This is a genomic window from Streptomyces sp. MMBL 11-1 (assembly GCF_028622875.1).
In the GTDB taxonomy this organism is placed as follows: Bacteria; Actinomycetota; Actinomycetes; order Streptomycetales; family Streptomycetaceae; genus Streptomyces.
Genome location: NZ_CP117709.1, coordinates 2,499,639 through 2,516,617, shown reverse-complemented (window position 1 = coordinate 2,516,617; position 16,979 = coordinate 2,499,639). Strand labels below are relative to the sequence as shown.

18 protein-coding genes are annotated in these 16,979 nt (G+C 71.5%); 9 read left to right on the top strand and 9 right to left on the bottom strand.

Going from position 1 to position 16,979, the window contains the following annotated elements; genetic code table 11:
• Positions 1–37: 37 nt before the first annotated feature.
• Positions 38–949, bottom strand: coding sequence for an NmrA family NAD(P)-binding protein (locus tag PSQ21_RS10740; protein WP_274030242.1), 912 nt, complete (start codon positions 947–949; stop codon positions 38–40).
• A gap of 104 nt (positions 950–1,053) precedes the next feature.
• On the opposite strand from PSQ21_RS10740, the gene PSQ21_RS10735 reads away from it, so the two are divergent.
• The 3 genes from PSQ21_RS10735 to PSQ21_RS10725 all read left to right on the top strand — a co-directional run bounded on the left by PSQ21_RS10735 (position 1,054) and on the right by PSQ21_RS10725 (position 3,314).
• Entirely contained in the window at positions 1,054–1,635 is a 582-nt protein-coding gene (locus PSQ21_RS10735; protein ID WP_274030241.1) for a TetR/AcrR family transcriptional regulator, read from the top strand.
• A gap of 329 nt (positions 1,636–1,964) precedes the next feature.
• Positions 1,965–2,801 (top strand): phosphatase, encoded by an 837-nt coding sequence (locus tag PSQ21_RS10730; protein ID WP_274030240.1) that lies wholly within the window; start codon positions 1,965–1,967, stop codon positions 2,799–2,801.
• Between the two features lie 78 nt (positions 2,802–2,879).
• Positions 2,880–3,314, top strand: a complete 435-nt coding sequence (locus PSQ21_RS10725) for a YdeI/OmpD-associated family protein (protein ID WP_274030239.1) — start codon at positions 2,880–2,882, stop codon at positions 3,312–3,314.
• Between the two features lie 4 nt (positions 3,315–3,318).
• On the opposite strand, the gene PSQ21_RS10720 is transcribed toward PSQ21_RS10725, so the two are convergent.
• Genes PSQ21_RS10720 through PSQ21_RS10710 form a run of 3 tightly spaced genes read right to left on the bottom strand, consistent with a single transcriptional unit; the run spans position 3,319 to position 6,400 of the window.
• Positions 3,319–4,302 (bottom strand): cation diffusion facilitator family transporter, encoded by a 984-nt coding sequence (locus PSQ21_RS10720; RefSeq protein ID WP_274030238.1) that lies wholly within the window; start codon positions 4,300–4,302, stop codon positions 3,319–3,321.
• A 38-nt stretch (positions 4,303–4,340) separates the two neighbouring features.
• Positions 4,341–5,225, bottom strand: coding sequence for an acyl-CoA thioesterase (locus PSQ21_RS10715; protein ID WP_274030236.1), 885 nt, complete (start codon positions 5,223–5,225; stop codon positions 4,341–4,343).
• A 17-nt stretch (positions 5,226–5,242) separates the two neighbouring features.
• A complete protein-coding gene (locus PSQ21_RS10710; RefSeq protein ID WP_274030234.1) occupies positions 5,243–6,400 on the bottom strand; it encodes an acyl-CoA dehydrogenase family protein in 1,158 nt (385 codons plus the stop codon).
• 292 nt (positions 6,401–6,692) lie between these two features.
• Here PSQ21_RS10710 and PSQ21_RS10705 point away from each other — a divergent pair, with 292 nt between their 5' ends.
• The 3 genes from PSQ21_RS10705 to PSQ21_RS10695 all read left to right on the top strand — a co-directional run bounded on the left by PSQ21_RS10705 (position 6,693) and on the right by PSQ21_RS10695 (position 10,103).
• Entirely contained in the window at positions 6,693–7,112 is a 420-nt protein-coding gene (locus PSQ21_RS10705; RefSeq protein WP_274030233.1) for a helix-turn-helix transcriptional regulator, read from the top strand.
• Positions 7,113–7,122: 10 nt separating this feature from the next.
• A complete protein-coding gene (locus PSQ21_RS10700) occupies positions 7,123–7,536 on the top strand; it encodes a VOC family protein (RefSeq protein ID WP_274030232.1) in 414 nt (137 codons plus the stop codon).
• A 179-nt stretch (positions 7,537–7,715) separates the two neighbouring features.
• Positions 7,716–10,103: an excinuclease ABC subunit UvrA gene (locus PSQ21_RS10695; protein WP_274030231.1), complete on the top strand. Its 2,388-nt coding sequence runs from the start codon at positions 7,716–7,718 to the stop codon at positions 10,101–10,103.
• 31 nt (positions 10,104–10,134) lie between these two features.
• Here the strand turns inward: PSQ21_RS10695 and PSQ21_RS10690 are convergent, their stop codons facing one another.
• Complete coding sequence (locus tag PSQ21_RS10690; RefSeq protein WP_274030230.1) at positions 10,135–10,344, bottom strand: DUF397 domain-containing protein; 210 nt, start codon at positions 10,342–10,344, stop codon at positions 10,135–10,137.
• Positions 10,337–11,134: a helix-turn-helix domain-containing protein gene (locus tag PSQ21_RS10685; protein ID WP_274030229.1), complete on the bottom strand. Its 798-nt coding sequence runs from the start codon at positions 11,132–11,134 to the stop codon at positions 10,337–10,339. The genes PSQ21_RS10690 and PSQ21_RS10685 overlap by 8 nt, the downstream gene beginning before the upstream one ends.
• A gap of 133 nt (positions 11,135–11,267) precedes the next feature.
• Here PSQ21_RS10685 and PSQ21_RS10680 point away from each other — a divergent pair, with 133 nt between their 5' ends.
• The gene (locus tag PSQ21_RS10680) at positions 11,268–11,612 is read left to right on the top strand and encodes a hypothetical protein (protein ID WP_274030228.1); all 345 of its coding nucleotides are present in this window, start codon (positions 11,268–11,270) and stop codon (positions 11,610–11,612) included.
• Between the two features lie 100 nt (positions 11,613–11,712).
• On the opposite strand, the gene PSQ21_RS10675 is transcribed toward PSQ21_RS10680, so the two are convergent.
• Both PSQ21_RS10675 and PSQ21_RS10670 read right to left on the bottom strand, forming a co-directional pair.
• Positions 11,713–12,630 carry an alpha/beta hydrolase gene (locus PSQ21_RS10675; RefSeq protein ID WP_274030227.1) on the bottom strand — a complete coding sequence of 306 codons (918 nt, stop codon included), beginning with the start codon at positions 12,628–12,630 and terminating at the stop codon, positions 11,713–11,715.
• A gap of 144 nt (positions 12,631–12,774) precedes the next feature.
• Positions 12,775–13,065 carry a DUF1905 domain-containing protein gene (locus tag PSQ21_RS10670; protein WP_274030226.1) on the bottom strand — a complete coding sequence of 97 codons (291 nt, stop codon included), beginning with the start codon at positions 13,063–13,065 and terminating at the stop codon, positions 12,775–12,777.
• 330 nt (positions 13,066–13,395) lie between these two features.
• Between PSQ21_RS10670 and PSQ21_RS10665 the strand changes: the two genes are divergently transcribed.
• Positions 13,396–14,394 (top strand): hypothetical protein, encoded by a 999-nt coding sequence (locus PSQ21_RS10665; protein WP_274030225.1) that lies wholly within the window; start codon positions 13,396–13,398, stop codon positions 14,392–14,394.
• Between the two features lie 33 nt (positions 14,395–14,427).
• Here PSQ21_RS10665 and PSQ21_RS10660 read toward each other — a convergent pair whose 3' ends face one another.
• On the bottom strand, positions 14,428–15,327 hold the full coding sequence (locus tag PSQ21_RS10660) for a class I SAM-dependent methyltransferase (RefSeq protein WP_274030224.1): 900 nt from the start codon (positions 15,325–15,327) through the stop codon (positions 14,428–14,430).
• Between the two features lie 178 nt (positions 15,328–15,505).
• On the opposite strand from PSQ21_RS10660, the gene PSQ21_RS10655 reads away from it, so the two are divergent.
• Complete coding sequence (locus tag PSQ21_RS10655; protein WP_274030223.1) at positions 15,506–16,930, top strand: FG-GAP and VCBS repeat-containing protein; 1,425 nt, start codon at positions 15,506–15,508, stop codon at positions 16,928–16,930.
• The last annotated feature ends 49 nt before the right edge of the window (positions 16,931–16,979 follow it).

Below are 16,979 nucleotides of genomic sequence, written 5' to 3'. Positions count from 1 at the left end.
CTTGGGGGAGCGCCGGGCCGGGGAGGCCGGGAGGCCGTCAGGCGCGCGCCGTCAGGTGACGGTCGGCCCAGGCGGCGAACGAGGTCACCGGAATCCCCAGCTCCGTGGCGAGTTCGGGGCGGGCCGGCTGGGTGATGGCGTTGCTCCACAGGTGACCGGCGCCCCAGGCCGGCATCCCTGCCGCGAGGGCCTCGTCGAGATCCATGGACGGGGCCGCCACCGGCACGCCCCACGCGGTGGACAGCACCCCGGCCACCTGCTCCATCGTGAGCCGGTCGCCCGCGAGTTCCAGCTCCACCCGGTGGAAGCGGTCGGGGTCCCGTACGGCGTGGGCGACGGCCGCGCCGATGTCCTCGCAGGCCACCAGCGCCAGGGTGGTGTCCGGCCGGATGACCGTCGCGAGACCGCCGCCGGGGCCCTCCGGCGCCAGCTGGGGCAGGTTCTCCATGAAGAACGCGGGCTTGACCACGGTCCAGCGGGCGAAGCCCGCCCCGCGCACCGCCTCCAGGATGGCCTGCTTGGTGGCGAAGTAGGGCTCCATCGCCGCCCAGTGCCCCTCCGCCCAGCCCGGGGTCTCCGTGTGCGCGCCGACCCCGCTGGTCGAGGACTGGACGAACTGCGGCACGTCCGCCGCCCGCGCCGCCTCGATCAGGTGCGTCGCCTGCGCCCGCTCCCCCGCGAAGTCGACCCCGCTCCCGCTCATCGGCGGTATCTGCACCGAGAACACGGCCCGGACGCCCGCGCAGGCCGTGTCCAGCGAGGGCCGGTCGGCCAGGTCCCCGGTCACCAGCTCGGCCCCCAGCGCCTCGACGTCCTTCGCACGCCGCGTGTGCGGGTCGCGCACCAGGGCGCGCACCGGGATGCCGGCGGCCAGCAGGGCCCGGGCGGTGGCCCCGCCCTGGCGGCCGGTGGCGCCGGTGACCAGGACAGGGGTGGTACGTGATGCCATGGGTGTGTCTCCTCGCGAACCGGGGAACGCAAAACGGCGGGGCCCGCCGTTTTCCTCCGGCTACGATATGGCGGGGCCCACCACTTAGCAACTGGAGTGAGAACGTGACCGGTCAGCGCGCGGACGCCCGCCGCAACTACAGCCGCATCCTCGCCGTGGCGGAGGCCGAGGTGGCCCGGCACGGAGCCGCCGCCTCCCTCGAACAGGTCGCCCGCACGGCAGGCGTCGGCTCCGCCACCGTGCGCCGTCACTTCCCCACCCGCCAGGCGCTCCTGGAAGCGGTCTTCCAGGAGCGCGTCCAGGCCCTCTGCGGGCGCGCGGACGAGCTGAGCCGGACCGAGGACAGCCGCACCGCCCTGCTGGACTGGCTGCGCGGCCTCGTGGAGTACGCCGTCTCCGCCCGGGGGCTCGCGGACGCACTGACCTACGAGCCGCCGACCGACGCGCCCGCCGGCGACGCGCCGCACTCCTGCGGCGCGGTGCTCGACGACGCGGCCGCCCCCCTGCTCCGGCGCGCCCTGCGCGAAGGGACGGTCAGGCCGGGCGTCACCTTCCACGACCTGATCACCCTGGTCGTCGGCATCGCCCTGGCCACCGAGCACCACGCCGAACCCTCGGTCCAGGCCGACCGCCTCTTCACACTGGCGGTCGAAGGTCTCAGCCCCAGCCCCAGCCCCAGCGCCTGACGGACCGGGGCCGAGAGGCGCCCGGTCGGCCTCCGGCGGCTTGCCGACGACCGCCACGTCCAGGATCAGGAAGACCCCGTCCCGTTCAGGATCAGGCAGACCCCGTGGTCCAGGTCCACGGCCCGCTTCCAGGTCCCCGCGTCCACGGCGCGATGCCGACGGCCCGGTCCGCGAGGTACGGGACCGGAGGGCGCGGGACGTCCGGCCGGGGCGCGGAGTCCCGCACGTCCGGCCGGAAGCGGACCCTCCGCCGGGCGGAACACCCGGCCCACCCGTCCGTCAGGCAGAACACCGGGGACACCCCGCACACCGGACGGCACAATGGGGCCATGCCGATACCCAGCCGCGCCGCCCTCGTCGACCACCTCGTCCGTACGCGTATCGCGGGGGACGTCGCCACGCCACGCGACAACAACCTCTCCCACTACCGCAAGCTCGCCAACGGCGACCGCCACTACTGGCTGGGTCTGGAGCTGGGCGACCGCTGGACCGACGAGCAGGACGTGCTCGCCGTGATGGCCGAGCGCTGCGGTGTCAACGACGACCCGGCGCACCGGCAGGGCCAGGACACCATCGACCCGGAGCTGACGGTCGACGCCCTGGAGCGGATGGCGGCCCGCCTGCGCAAGGCCGCGGACGGCCGCGAGCGGGTCCTGTTCGCCACCGGGCACCCCGGCGGGATGCTGGACGTGCACCGGCAGACGGCGGACGCGCTGCGCCGCGCGGGCTGCGAGATCGTCCGCATCCCGTCCGGGCTGATGGCGGACGAGGGCATGGTCTTCCAGTTCGCCGACGTCGCGATGCTGGAACGCGGGGCGACCCTCTGGCACACCCACTCCCCGGCCCCGATGGCCGCCATCCTGGACGCCATGGCCCACCTCGGCCGCCCGCTGCCCGACCTGGTCGTCGCCGACCACGGCTGGGCGGGCTGCGCGGGACAGCGGGGGCTGGACGCGATCGGTTACGCGGACTGCAACGACCCGGCCCTTTTCCTCGGTGAGGCGGAGGGCACCCTCCAGGTCACGGTCCCGCTGGACGACCACGTCACCGACCCGCGCTTCTACGACCCGATGACGGAGTACCTGCTGCACGCGGCGGGGCTGCTGGAGGAGGAGCCGGTGGAGTCTCGGGAGTCCGGGGAGCCTGCGGAGGAGCCCGCCGCGTAGGGGGCGACGAGGGCCGGCGATGAGTTTCGGTCCCGGCGGGCGTCTTCACTGACACGACGCCGAGGCAAGGGGAAGGCCATGAAGTTCAGCACGACGATGTTCCTGACCGGCAACAACACGGGCATCGAGGTGCCGGAGGCCGTGGTCGAGGCCCTCGGCGCGGGGAAGCGCCCCCCGGTGAACGTCACGGTCAACGGGTACGCGTACCGCTCGACGATCGCCCCGATGGGCGGGAAGTACCTCATCCCGTTCAGCGCCGACAAGCGCGCGGAGACCGGCATCAACGGCGGGGACGCCATCGAGGTGGAGCTGACCCTCGACACCGCGTCCCGCGCGGTGGAGCCGCCCGAGGACCTCGCGGCGGCGCTGGCGGCGGCCCCCGGGGCCGCGGAGGCGTTCGCGGCGCTGTCGCCCAGCCGGCAGAAGGCGCACGTCACGTCGGTCGAGGGAGCGAAGACACAGGCGACACGGGAGCGGCGGATCGCGAAGACGGTGGCGGAGCTGACGCCGTAGGGCGTCAAGGGCCGGTGTCCTGCTGTTGCTGCCGCCGCAGCCGCTGCGCCCGCCCGGGCGTCGGGTCCAGATAGACCCGGCGCACCGACGGGAACCGTTCGCGCAGCTGGGCCTCCGCCTCCTCGCAGGCCCACTCGACCTCTGCGGCGGTGGCCATGTCCCGGAAGTCGACCTTCGCCGCGATCAGGATCTCGGACGGCCCCTGGATGAGCGTGGTCAGCTCCAGCACGTCCACGATGTGCGGCACCGACAGCAGCTCCTCGCGCACCCCGGACCGCATCGCCGGGGGCAGCGGCCGGCCGATGAGCAGCTGGGCGTTGGACCGGCCCAGCACCCACGCCACGTACACGAGCAGCAGGCCGATCAGACAGGACGCGATGCCGTCCCAGACCCCCGACCCCGTCAGCTGCCCGCCCAGCAGGCCGCCCGCGGCCAGCAGCAGGCCGGTCAGGGCCGCCGAGTCCTCCATCACGACGGCCTTCACCGCCGTGTCGGGGGTGTGGCGCAGGTAGTACGCGTCCGGCACCCGCAGCCGTGACGCCTCGCGCCGCACCTGTTTGACCCCGGTGCGCAGCGAATAGCTCTCCAGGAGGAAGGCGACGCCCAGGACGATGTAGGAGACGAGCGGGTCGCCCGGCTCCTCGCCCTCGACCAGGGTGTGGACTCCGTCGTAGAGGGAGAAGACGGCCCCGCCGACGAAGGTGGCGATGGAGGCGAGCATCGCCCAGATGTAGCGCTCGGGGCCGTAGCCGAGGGGGTGGTCCTCGTCGGCCGGCTTCCCGCTCCGCTTGAGCGCGGCGAGGAGCATGACCTCGGTGACGGTGTCGGCGACCGAGTGGGCCGCCTCGGAGAGCATCGCGCTGGAGCCGCTGATCAGCCCGGCGACGGCCTTCGCCACGGCGATGCCGAGGTTGGCGACGGCCGCCACGATCACCGTGAACGTGGACTCCCCGCCATCGGCTTCCCTGCCCGCTCCCGCGTCGCTCATGATGGGGAGTATGTCCGAAATGGCGCTTCAGGTGGCGTTCATCCCCGGGGGATGCGGACGACGCCTTCCTGGATGACGGTGATGGCGAGGCGCCCGTCGGCGGTGTGGATACGGGCCTGGCCCAGTCCGCGACCGCCGGAGGCCGAGGGCGACTCCTGGTCGTACAGCAGCCACTCGTCCGCCCGGAACGGCCGGTGGAACCACATCGCGTGGTCCAGGCTCGCGCCGACCACGTCCCCGACCGCCCAGCCGCCCCGCCCGTGGGCGAGGAGGACCGAGTCGAGCAGGGTCATGTCGGAGACGTACGTGGCCATGCAGACGTGCAGCAGCGGATCGTCCGCGAGCTTGCCGTTGGTCCGGAACCACACCTGGGACCGGGGCTCGCGCGCCTCGCCCACCGTGCCGAACGGCGGCGCGTCCACATACCGCAGGTCCACCGCCGCCCGCGCCTCGATCAGCCGGTCGACGACCCCCGGATCGCTGAAGCGGTCCGCGTACCGGGGCAGCATCTCGGCGGCCGTCGGCAGGGTCTCCGGGTCCGGGGCGGCGGGCATGGGCGCCTGGTGCTCCATGCCCTCCTCGTGACTCTGGAAGGACGCGGAGAGGTGGAAGATCGGCTGCCCGTGCTGGACGGCGACGACGCGGCGGGTGGTGAAGGACCGGCCGTCGCGGATCCGGTCGACGCTGTAGACGATGGGCGCGCCGGGGTCGCCCGCCCGCAGGAAGTACGCGTGCAGGGAGTGGGCGGCCCGGTCGGCGGGGACGGTGCGGCCCGCGGCGACGAGCGCCTGGGCCGCGACCTGGCCGCCGAACACCCGGGGCACGAGCGCGCTGCGGCTCTCGCCCCGGAAGATGTCCCGCTCGATCCGCTCCAGGTCGAGCAGGTGGAGCAGATCGAGCAGGGGATCGGGGCTCTCGTTCATGGAGGGAAGGTAATCCCTTACAGACCCATGGACTTGGCGATGATCGACTTCATGACCTCGCTGGTGCCGCCGTAGATGCGGTTGACGCGGTTGTCCGCGTACAGGCGGGCGATCGGGTACTCGTTCATGAAGCCGTAGCCGCCGTGCAGCTGGAGGCAGCGGTCGATGACACGGTGGGCGACCTCGGTGCAGAACAGCTTCGCGGACGCGGCCTCCGCCGCCGTCAGCTCACCGGCGTCCAGGGCCTCCAGCGCACGGTCGGCGACGGCCTGGGCCGCGTCCACCTCGGCCTGGCAGGCGGCCAGCTCGAACTTGGTGTTCTGGAACGAGGCGACCGTCTTGCCGAAGACCGTGCGCTCCCGCACGTAGTCCGAGGCGAAGCGGACGGCGGCCGCGGCCTGGGCGTACGCGCCGAAGGCGATGCCCCAGCGCTCGGAGGCCAGGTTGGTGCCGAGGTAGCCGAAGCCCTTGTTCTCCTCGCCGAGGAGGTCCTCGGCCGGGACCTTGACGTCGACGAACGCCAGCTCGGCGGTGTCGGAGGTCTTCAGGCCGAGCTTGTCGAGCTTGCGGCCGACCGAGTAGCCCGCGGACTTGGTGTCGACGGCGAAGAGGGAGATGCCGAAGCGGCGGTCGTCCTCGCGCGGGGCGGCGGTGCGGGCGCAGACGATGACGCGGTCGGCGTGCACGCCGCCGGTGATGAAGGTCTTCGCGCCGTTGAGGACGTAGTGCGTGCCGTCCTCGGAGAGCTTGGCGGTGGTCTTCATGCCCGCGACGTCGGAGCCGGTGCCCGGCTCGGTCATCGCGAGGGCCCACATCTCCTCGCCGGTGGCGAACTTCGGCAGCCAGCGCTTCTTCTGCTCGCCGGTGGCGAGCATCTTCAGGTAGGGGAGGCCGAGCAGCGTGTGCACGCCGGAGCCGCCGAAGGAGACGCCCGCGCGGGCGGTCTCCTCATAGATGACGGCCTCGTACTTGTGCGAGTCGATGCCCGCGCCGCCGTACTCCTCGTCGACCTCGATGCCGAAGATGCCCAGCTCGCCGAGTTTGAGGTAGAAGTCGCGCGGCACCTCGCCCGCGGCGAACCACTCGTCGTAGACCGGCACGACCTCGGCCGCGATGAAGGCGCGGATGGTCTCCCGGAACGCCTCGTGGTCCTCGTTGAATACCGTACGGCGCACGGGATGCCTCCTAGGTCGGCAGTCGATTCGTTCGTGCTAAGCGCTTGCTCAGACTTCCCTCGAAGTTACCCGTCGGTTGTGGCCGCTGTCCAGGGTGATGCTCGGCACGCGGAAGCCAGGGGGGCGCCGCCTCGGCGCCCGCGCGCGGACCGATTGTCAGTGGCGTGGGGGAGTATCGGAACGACGGCGAAGGAACGTACGGAACGTATGCGGGAGACCCGAGCGCGAGTGGTGACCGGGTCCCGACTCCGGGGGACGGGCAGGGCGCCGACGGCCGTGGGAGGGTGAAGGAGTGAGGCTGGAGGACCTGGCCCGGCTGCGCCGGGCCCGCGACCGCATGGACCGCGAGTACGCCGAACCGCTCGACGTCCCCTCGCTGGCCCGAGCCGCCCTGATGTCGCCCGGCCACTTCTCCCGCAGCTTCCGGGCGGCCTTCGGCGAGACCCCGTACAGCTATCTCATGACCCGCCGCATCGAGCGGGCCAAGGCGCTGCTGCGCCGGGGCGACCTCTCGGTCACCGAGGTCTGCTTCGCCGTCGGCTGTACGTCGCTCGGCTCGTTCAGCTCACGCTTCACCGAGCTGGTCGGCGAGAGCCCGAGCGCCTACCGGGCCCGCCCCCACGACGCGGGCGAGACCATCCCGGCGTGCGTCGCCAAGATGCTCACACGACCGGTCAGGAATGGAGAAGCGCATCCCACCCGCCGCCCGTAGCGTGAAACGCATGAACATCAACCTCTCGCAGTGCTTCATCGCCGTCGACGACCACGACAAGGCGCTCGCCTTCTACCGCGACGCCCTGGGAATGGAGGTGCGCAACGACGTCGGATTCGAGGGCATGCGCTGGGTGACCGTCGGGTCCCCCGCGCAGCCGGACGTGGAGATCGTCCTCGAACCCCCGCTCGCGGACCCGAACGCGCCGGAAGCCGACCGCCGGACCATGGCCGAGCTGCTCGCCAAGGGCCTGCTCCGCGGCGTCATCCTCTCCGCCGAGGACGTGGACGCGGCCTTCGAGAAGGTCCGCGCGGCGGGCGGAGAGGTGCTCCAGGAGCCGATCGACCAGCCGTACGGCGTCCGCGACTGCGCCTTCCGCGACCCCTCCGGCAACATGCTCCGCATCACCCAGGCCAAGAAGTAGCACCAGCCCGCGAGGGCCGGGGCCGAAACAGGCCCTGGCCCTCACGCATGACCAGTAGGCTCCGCGCACCAACAGGCACACACCCGTACCAGCCCAACCAGCCGTAGCAGCAGGGCTCCCGTACCAGCAGGGCGCCGTACCAGCAGGCTCCGCGCATCAGTAATGGAGAGACGACGAGCATGGCTCCGCGAACGAAGACCCAGCAGCCGCCCGCGCAGCACGCTGCCGACAGCCACGACCTGATCCGCGTGCACGGTGCGCGGGAGAACAACCTGAAGGACGTCAGCATCGAGCTCCCGAAGCGCCGGCTGACGGTGTTCACCGGAGTCTCCGGTTCGGGCAAGAGCTCGCTGGTCTTCAACACCATCGCCGCGGAGTCCCAGCGGCTGATCAACGAGACGTACCCCGCCTTCGTCCAGGGCTTCATGCCCACGCAGGCGCGGCCCGACGTCGACGTCCTCGACGGTCTGACGACCGCGATCATCGTCGACCAGCAGCGGATGGGCAGCGACCCCCGCTCCACGGTCGGCACCGCCACCGACGCCAACGCCATGCTGCGCATTCTCTTCAGCCGGCTGGGCAAGCCGCACATCGGCCCGCCCGGCGCGTTCGCCTTCAACGTCCCCTCAGTGACGGCGAGCGGCGCGATCACCGTCGAGCGCGGCAACAAGAAGGCCGTCAAGGCGACCTTCAGCCGCACCGGCGGCATGTGCAACCGCTGCGAGGGCCGCGGATCGGTCTCCGACATCGACCTCACCCAGCTCTACGACGACTCCAAGTCGATCGCCGAGGGCGCGTTCACCATCCCCGGCTGGAAGTCGGACAGCTGGTGGACCGTGCGGACGTACGCGGAGTCGGGCTTCCTGGACCCGAACAAGCCGATCGCCGAGTTCACCGAGAAGGAGATGCAGGACTTCCTCTACCGGGAGCCGACCAAGGTGAAGGTCGAGGGCGCGAACCTCACCTTCGAAGGGCTGATCCCCAAGATCCAGAAGTCGTTCCTCTCCAAGGACCGCGAGTCGATGCAGCCCCACATCCGGGAGTTCGTCGACCGGGCGGCCACCTTCACCACCTGCCCCGAATGCGAGGGGACCCGGCTCACCGAGGGCGCGCGCTCCTCGAAGATCAAGAAGATCTCCATCGCCGACGCCTGCGCGATGGAGATCCGCGACCTCGCGGAGTGGGTCCGCGGCCTGGACGAACCCTCGGTCGCCCCCCTCCTCGAAGCCCTCCAGCAGACCCTCGACTCCTTCGTGGAGATCGGCCTCGGCTACCTCGCCCTGGACCGGGCCTCGGGCACCCTGTCCGGCGGCGAGGCGCAGCGCGTCAAGATGATCCGCCACCTCGGCTCCTCGCTGACCGACGTCACGTACGTCTTCGACGAGCCCACCACCGGTCTGCACCCGCACGACATCCAGCGCATGAACGATCTGCTGCTGCGCCTGCGCGACAAGGGCAACACGGTCCTGGTCGTGGAGCACAAGCCCGAGGCCATCGTCATCGCCGACCACGTGGTCGACCTCGGCCCCGGGGCCGGTACGGCGGGCGGCACCGTCTGCTTCGAGGGCACCCTGGAAGGACTCCGCGCCTCCGGCACCGTCACCGGCCGCCACCTGGACGACCGGGCCGTTCTCAAGGACGAGGTGCGCAAGTCCACGGGCGCACTGGAGATCCGGGGCGCGACCTCGCACAACCTCCGCGAGGTCGACGTCGACATCCCGCTCGGTGTGCTCACCGTCATCACCGGCGTCGCGGGCTCCGGAAAGAGTTCGCTCGTCCACGGTTCGATCCCGGCGGGCGAGAACGTCATCTCGGTCGACCAGAGCCCGATCCGCGGTTCGCGCCGGAGCAACCCGGCGACGTACACGGGCCTCCTCGAACCGATCCGCAAGGCCTTCGCCAAGGCCAACGGCGTGAAGCCCGCCCTGTTCAGCGCCAACTCCGAGGGCGCCTGCCCCACCTGCAACGGCGCGGGCGTCATCTTCACCGACCTCGGCATGATGGCGAGCGTCTCCAGCCCCTGCGAGGACTGCGAGGGCAAGCGGTTCCAGGCCTCGGTGCTCGACTACCACCTGGGCGGCCGCGACATCAGCGAGGTCCTCGCCATGTCGGTCGCCCAGGCCGAGGAGTTCTTCGCCTCCGGCGACGCGGCCATCCCGGCCGCGCACAAGATCCTCGACCGTCTCGTGGACGTCGGCCTGGGCTACCTGAGCCTCGGCCAGCCGCTCACCACCCTGTCCGGCGGCGAACGCCAACGCCTGAAGCTGGCCACGCACATGGCCGACAAGGGCGGCGTCTACGTCCTCGACGAGCCGACCACCGGCCTGCACCTCGCGGACGTGGAACAGCTCCTCGGCCTCCTGGACCGGCTCGTCGACTCCGGAAAGTCGGTGATCGTCATCGAGCACCACCAGGCGGTGATGGCCCACGCCGACTGGATCATCGACCTCGGCCCCGGCGCCGGCCACGACGGCGGGCAGATCGTCTTCGAGGGCACCCCGGCGGACCTGGTCGCGGCCCGCTCGACGCTGACGGGCGAGCACCTGGCGGAGTACGTGGGGGCGTGAGACACGGGGCCCTTTCCGCCGGCCCTCCGGGTCAGGCGGAGAGGGCCCCGCTCTTGACCGCGTCCACGAAGGAGGCCCACCCGGCGGCGGGGATGAGCAGGGCGGGCCCACAGGGGACCTTGGAGTCGCGGACGGGGACGGCGGTGGGGTGGTGGTCCTGGACTTCCAGGCAGCTGTCCTTTTCGGGGCTGCTGTACGACGACTTCCGCCAGCCGGCCGGCGAGTTGATGCCTTCACTCACGGTATCCGTACTCCTTTGCGGCTGCCCTGAGCGCTTTCAGCGACTCAGAGAGGGACAGCGCGTCGCTCATGGCCAGAGAGTAGGTGCTCTGAATCCGCGCGACCAAGTGTGGCGAGTCATGCAGCTTGGCCACCTTCGTGCCCTCGGAGTACGCCACCGGTGGCTGATCTGCGAACTGCATCAGCGTCACCATGCTCTGGTGCAGAGTGGAGATGGGGCCGCCCAGGGGCAGCACATGGACGCGGATCCGTCCTCGTTCGGCCAGGCGCACCACATGCATGATCTGCTCCGCCATGATGTCCGCGCTGCCTGCAACCCGCCGGAAGACTGCTTCGTCCAGCAGCGCCCAGACTGCGGGCGAGGTGGGGTGATCCAGGATCTTGGCCCGTTCCAGCCGTGAGACAACGGCCTCGTCACGTTCCTCGTCGCTGTACGGCGGAAAGGCGGTGCCCAGCACTGCATCCGCGTACCGACGGGTCTGGAGGATTCCGGGAAAGTAGGCGATGGCGAATTCGCAGATGAACGTTGCCTGTTCCTCGAGTTTTCGGGCACCCTCGAAGTGTTCCGCGACCGAGCGGTCATCCTCCCGGGGCCGGAACGTCGTCAGCACATCCCCTGTCCCGAGCGCCCTGTCCAGCCGCAGGGCATCCTCCTCGCTCGGCATGCGACGCCCCGCCTCGATGTGCGAGATGTGCGACCGCGTCATCAGCGCCAGGTCCGCAAGCTGCTGCTGGGTCAGGCCCGCCGCTTCGCGCTGCGCCTTCAACCATGTGCCATAGGTATTACTCACAGCCAACTCCCGTGCGACGAACGCGGTGTCACCACAAACCCCCTGGCGAGCCTAGCCGCATCGCTCGCACTCTGTGAGTGGATCGCTACGCAGCGAAGAATTCACCCCCACCGTGCACGGAGTTGACCCCCTCATGAACGAACAGCCCCAGAACGCCGCCCGCCTGCTCCCCTGGACCGGAACGGAAGGCAGGCCCTGTTACGTCGTCGGTGACGGCGACGGCAAAGTCTCGCGCGAGGCCGACAAGGTCGAGGCCATGCAGCTCGGTATGGCGTACGAACTCCTCGACCACGCCGACGACATGGTCGAGGACGACGGCTCCACGGCCGTCCAGCTCCGCCACGTCGCCGCCGCCCTGGCGCATTCCCTGCGGGATGTCCACCGGGTCGCGAGGAGCCGGGGTCTCAGGCTGGGGATTCCCGACGCCTTCGAGCCCGGTCACCCGTCGGGCCTGGGGCTGGTCCGGCTGCGGCCGTGAGGCGGGGGCGGGCGACCGGGCCCACCCCCCTCGGCGCGCAGCGCCGACGACGCGGCCGTGCATGACGAGGGCCGACACGGCACGCACCTGCGCGCCCGCGTCAGGGGGGCCCGATCATGTCGCGCAGCCAGGAGTTGATGCCGTCGAGCGCCGTCGCCGCCAGGGCGGTGGGGTGGCCGGTGAAGCCGTGGGGAGACGCGGGATAGACGCGCAGCTCCACGTCGTTTCCGGCCGCCGACAACCGGCCCGCCAGCGTCAGGTTGTCCTCCAGCAGGATGTCCTCGGCGCCGACGACCAGCAGGGTCGGAGGAAGCCCGGTCAGGTCGGCGTAGAGGGGTGAGATGTCGGGAAGGGTGCGGTCGGCCACGTGGCCCGCGTACGCCCGGAGGAAGAACTCGTCGGCGATGAGACGGCCGCCGGGGGTCCGTGCACTCAGGTCCCATGTGCCGAAGCGGAGCGCGGCCCCGGCGAAGCGGTCGACGACGCCCCGGTCCCGTAGCCGGAGCAGGGTGGCCAGGGCGAGGGTGGCCCCGGCCGAGCTTCCGCCGATCGCGAGCCGGGAGGTCCCGAAACGGGCCTCGGCCTCTTCGACGAGCCAGAGCGCCACCGCCGCGCAGTCGTCGGGCGCGGCAGGCCACGGGTGTTCGGGCGCGAGCCGGTAGTCGACGCCGACGACCGCGATGCCCAGGGTGTCCGCGAGCGCGCGGTGGCGTTCGTCGCCCTGCGCCGCGGAGCCCATGTAGAAGCCGCCGCCGTGGATGCCCAGGTAGACCGCCCGGGGCGGGCCGCCGGAAGGGAGGAAGATCCGGACCGGGACCCGTACCCCGGCGGCCTCGACCGTCTCTTCGACGGCGGGCGGAACGGCGGCACGGGGAGTGGGCTTCTTCGCGCGGGCCTCCTTCAGCTCCTCGTACGAGCCGGGCCCCCGGCCCGCCGCCCTCGACCGGTAGAAGGCGCGGGCCTCGGCGACCTGCCCGGCCGGCACGTCGGCCAGCAGTGCTTCCAGCGCGAATCGCACGCGTCGCTCCTCATCCGTCGTCCTGGCCGACCCTGTCTGTGCCGGCCGGCAGCCAATGTAGCGGCGGGTCGTGGTGGATCGTGGGCGCGGTTCGTCGCCGTCGCGGTGATCGCCGCTGTCACGGCAGGGCGATCGATCCGGAGGTCAAGCGTCCACCCGCTCCTCCAGGAGGACGGTCACGCTGTCTCCTTCCTCCTTGCCGATCGCCTTGCGCACATCAGCCTTCACCGGCAGCTTGTGCGTGCCGTCGCCCAGGGCCATGAACGAGCTGCGGAACGGATGGCCGTCGATGGTGCCCCGGACCTTGACCAGGCCTCGTGTGCCGAAGAACTCGGCCGCCCCGGGCCACACGACGTAGGTCCAGCCGCCCTTCTCCGGGCTCTTCTGCAGGGTTGCGGTGAACTGCTTGTTCAGCTTGTTCAGGGTGCTGTCCATCGTTGATACCGCCTGTCCAGGTGCTTTCGACGAGCAGGGGCTGTTGCCGCCCACCAGTAGGACCGAGACGGCCCGCGAAACTCATCGCGACCACGACGGCCGCCGGACCCCGTGCAACCTGTTTCCGCTCCGCGGACGCACGACGGTCGTGGGTCCTGCCGGTCGTGGCAGCCCGTACCGCCTGAAGGTCCGGCCATTACCTCACGAGTAATCGACCCCTGCCCGGCGGGCGGGCATGTTGGTCCGCATCGAGCGGCGACGGTCCGCCTCGGACGGAACGAGACGAGGTACAGGATGTTCCGGTGGCGGCGTGGTGTGGTGGGGGTCGCGGTGCTGGCTGTCGTAGCGGGGGTGGCGACCTCGGCGGCGGCACTGCCGGGGGGTGAGAAGACCGCAGCCCAGGGCGACTGCCTGGAGGTGCGGGCCAAGGTCGAGCGTCTGGAGGGCCGGATCACCCCGAACGCCTGCGCGTTCATGCGGCGTCAGATCGCCTTCGGTGAGCTGCCGACCGGGACCCCGCCGGCTCTCGGGGACCTGAGCCACCCCCGGGTGAAGGCCTATCTCGACATCTTCGACGAGGAAGCCACCCTCTGGGAGGCGGGCAGCGCCCCGCAGCGCGGGCACAGCGTGATCGGTACCTCCATCACCGGATCGCTGAGGCTGGTACCGGACCTGCGCTACCGGGGGACGAACGTGGTGGCCGACGGCGGTGTGGCGATGTTCGGCCAGTGGAACGAGGTCACGCTGAAGGGCCACAAGGTGGCCTACCCGCAGATTGCGCGCAATGTCCTGGGGGACGACGGTAAGAGCCTCCAGGCCAGGCGCTACTACGACCGCTACGTCCTGTTCCGCGACACCGTCCCCGAGTTGGCGCCCAAGAGCCTGTTCGACGGGATCGCGGACTCCGGCCCGGCTCCTTCCGGGGGCCCGGCACCCGAGCGCTTGAGGGCCGCGGAAATTCCGGCCCGCCTGGCGGCCTGGAACGGGGAGGACGCCGACGCCCTGCTCGCACGGATGGGCAGGGCTCGGCTGTCGGGGCCGGGGCTGGACGCTCCGCTGACGACGGAGGCGGGCAAGCGGGCCTACCTCCAGCGGTTCTTCGGCACGGCGGACGTCCGCTTCAAGGCCGGCCAGGTCGCGTTCGGCAGGACCACGGCGTACGTCGAGTGGCACGGCACGGTGTCCGGGCCGAAGGGCAAGGACATCCCCTTCGGGGTGGTGGAGCGCTTCGGCCCGGAAGGAGAGTGGGAGTTGTCCTTCGACACCCTCCCGCTGGTCGCCGACCAGGCGGAGATCGACGCGCTGTTCCAGAAGCTGGCCCAGCCTTAGCGTGTCGGGCGTCTTCCGGTTGCTGGCCCCGGCTCAGCTGGTGGGGCGGCGGGCCATCCACGTCTCCCGGGCCGACCGTACGACGAGGTCGTCCCGGTGGCGTACGTCCTCGGGCCCGCCGCCGATGAGCCGGTCCAGCGCGGCCAGGTCCTCCGCCGAGACGCGCCCGACCAGGTTGTCGCGGATGCGCTCGAAGACGAGATAGGCGTACCGGCCCGCCCCCTCGGGAAGCGGGGCGCGCAGCTCCCACGGTTCGGCGCGTTCCTGCTCGACGGAGAAGCCGGCGGCCACCAGCAGCGACCCCCAGTCGGCGCCCCGGTGCGGCAGCTGCTCGGCATGCAGGCCGTCGAGGGCCTCCCGGCAGCGGCGCTCCAACGCGCCCGGCTCCCCGCCCTCGGGCAGGAAGGTCGGCATCCCGTCCACCTCCGCGACGGCCAGCAGCCCGCCGGGACGCAGCGCGGCGCGGATGCCGGCCAGGGCGGTGGCGGGGTCGTCCAGGTGGTGCAGGGACGCCGACGCCCAGACGAGGTCGGCGTCGACGACCCCGGGCAGCCCCGCACCGGCGTCGGCCTCCAGCGTGTGCACGCGGTCGCCGAGCCCCCGTTCCCGGGCCGCCGAGGCGAGCCGCTCCAGCATCTCGGGGGAACTGTCGACGGCGGTCACCCGGGCGGTCGGAAACCGCTCCAGGAGGGCGAACGTGCCGGTCCCGGTGCCCGCGCCGAGGTCGACGATATTGCGGACGTCGTCTCCGGCCAGGCAGGCGATACGCCCGGTGAGCGCGGTCAGGTGGGGTGCGAAGAGGGCGGCGTCGAGGTCGAGGATCTCGGGGAGACCGTTCGGCGTCGCGGCGGAACCGTGGGAGTGGGCCGCATGTCCGTGCTGGTGCTGGTGCTGGTGCTGGTGCTGGTGCTGGTGCTGGTGTCCGTGAGCCATGGGATCGAGCGTACGGACTCTTGCGTCAGATGCATGCATGCTTGCCGATAACGCAAGAAGATGACGCCGGAGCCACCCTCCTGCGCAAGGGGACCGGTCCCGGAGCGCACAACCATTCACGGTACGGATGGTCTTTCTCAGCAGTGAGCACGTGCGCACATCAGGGGGATGAACGACCATGAAGACTTCTCGACTCCGTACCGCTTCCGCGATCTTCGTGACGCTCGCGGCCACAGCGGCCGCCGCGCCGGCCTTTTCCGCTACGGCGGTGGCGGCCGCGCCGGTCTCCGCCGCGCGTCAGCAGGTCGACTTCAACGGGGACGGATACGCGGACATGTTCGCCTCGGTGCCCGACGGGACCGTGTCCGGCCTCAAGAAGGCCGGGTACCTGGTGGTCTACCCGGGCGGCGCGAAGGGCATCAGCCCCGCCCGCCACCGGGTGATCAACCAGAACACGTCCGGGATCCCCGGCACCGCCGCCGCGAACGCCCGCTTCGGCACGGGCACCCCCGCCGACATCGACCGGGACGGGTACACCGACCTGCTGGTCTCGGCCGGCAACGGCCCGCGGGTCCTCCTGTTCGGCGGCAGGAGCGGCCTCGGCACCCGGGCCGTCGTGTACCGGGGCCAGGGGCACGCGGTGGGCGACTTCGACGGCGACGGCCGGACGGACGCGGCCTGGATCGACCACAGCGAGTGGGACGGGAAGGTCGTCCTGGACGAGAACATCGGCGCGGACGGCTCGGTCGGCGGCACCCGCACGGCACTCACCGTGAACAACGGCGCCACCGTCTTCGAGGACGTGCGGGCCGTGGACATGAACAACGACGGCAAGGACGACCTGCTGGTGAGCACCGGCTGCAACGACGAGCCGGACTGCGGCGGGCGGTCGCTCTACCTGTCGACGGGTACGGGCTTCACCCGCACCCCGATCGCCACCGCGCCGGGGACGTACCTCGACCACTCATCGGTGACGGTCGGTTCGGTCAACGGCGACGCGTACCCGGACCTGGTCTTCACCCGGCAACCGACCGGCCTGGACAGCGACCTGGACTTCCCGAGCAAGGGCGGCGCGGTGGCGGTCGTCCTCGGCGGCCCCAAGGGCCAGAACACCGCCGTGAAGCCGAAGTGGATCACCCAGGCCACCACCGGAGTGCCGGGCGCCGACGAGAGGGGCGACGCCATGGGCGCGAGCGCCGCGGTGGGAGACCTGGACGGCGACGGCTACGGCGAGGTCGTCGTGGGCCTGCCGGGCGAGGACGTGGGCCCGGCCAAGGACGCCGGCGGGGTCCTGGTCTTCAAGGGACGCGCCTCGGGCATCACGGGCGCCGGCACGAAGGTGATCGGCCAGTCCACGGCGAACGTCCCCGGAGTCGACGAGAACGGCGACGCGTTCGGCGGTGAGGTCCACGTGGTGGCCCCGGCCAAGGGCGTACCGGCCACACTGGCCCTGGCCGCCCCCGGCGAGAACACCAACCAGGGCGCCGTCTGGCTCCTCAAGGGCAGCCGCACGGGCCCGGTCACGAAGGGCAGCGTCTCCTTCGGCGAGTCGAGCCTGGGCGTCAAGCCGTCGGCGGTCCGCTTCGGGGGATTGCTGGGGTGAGGGGTTCAGACGTCGCACGCGTCGGCGGAAGCGGTGGCATCGCACGTCA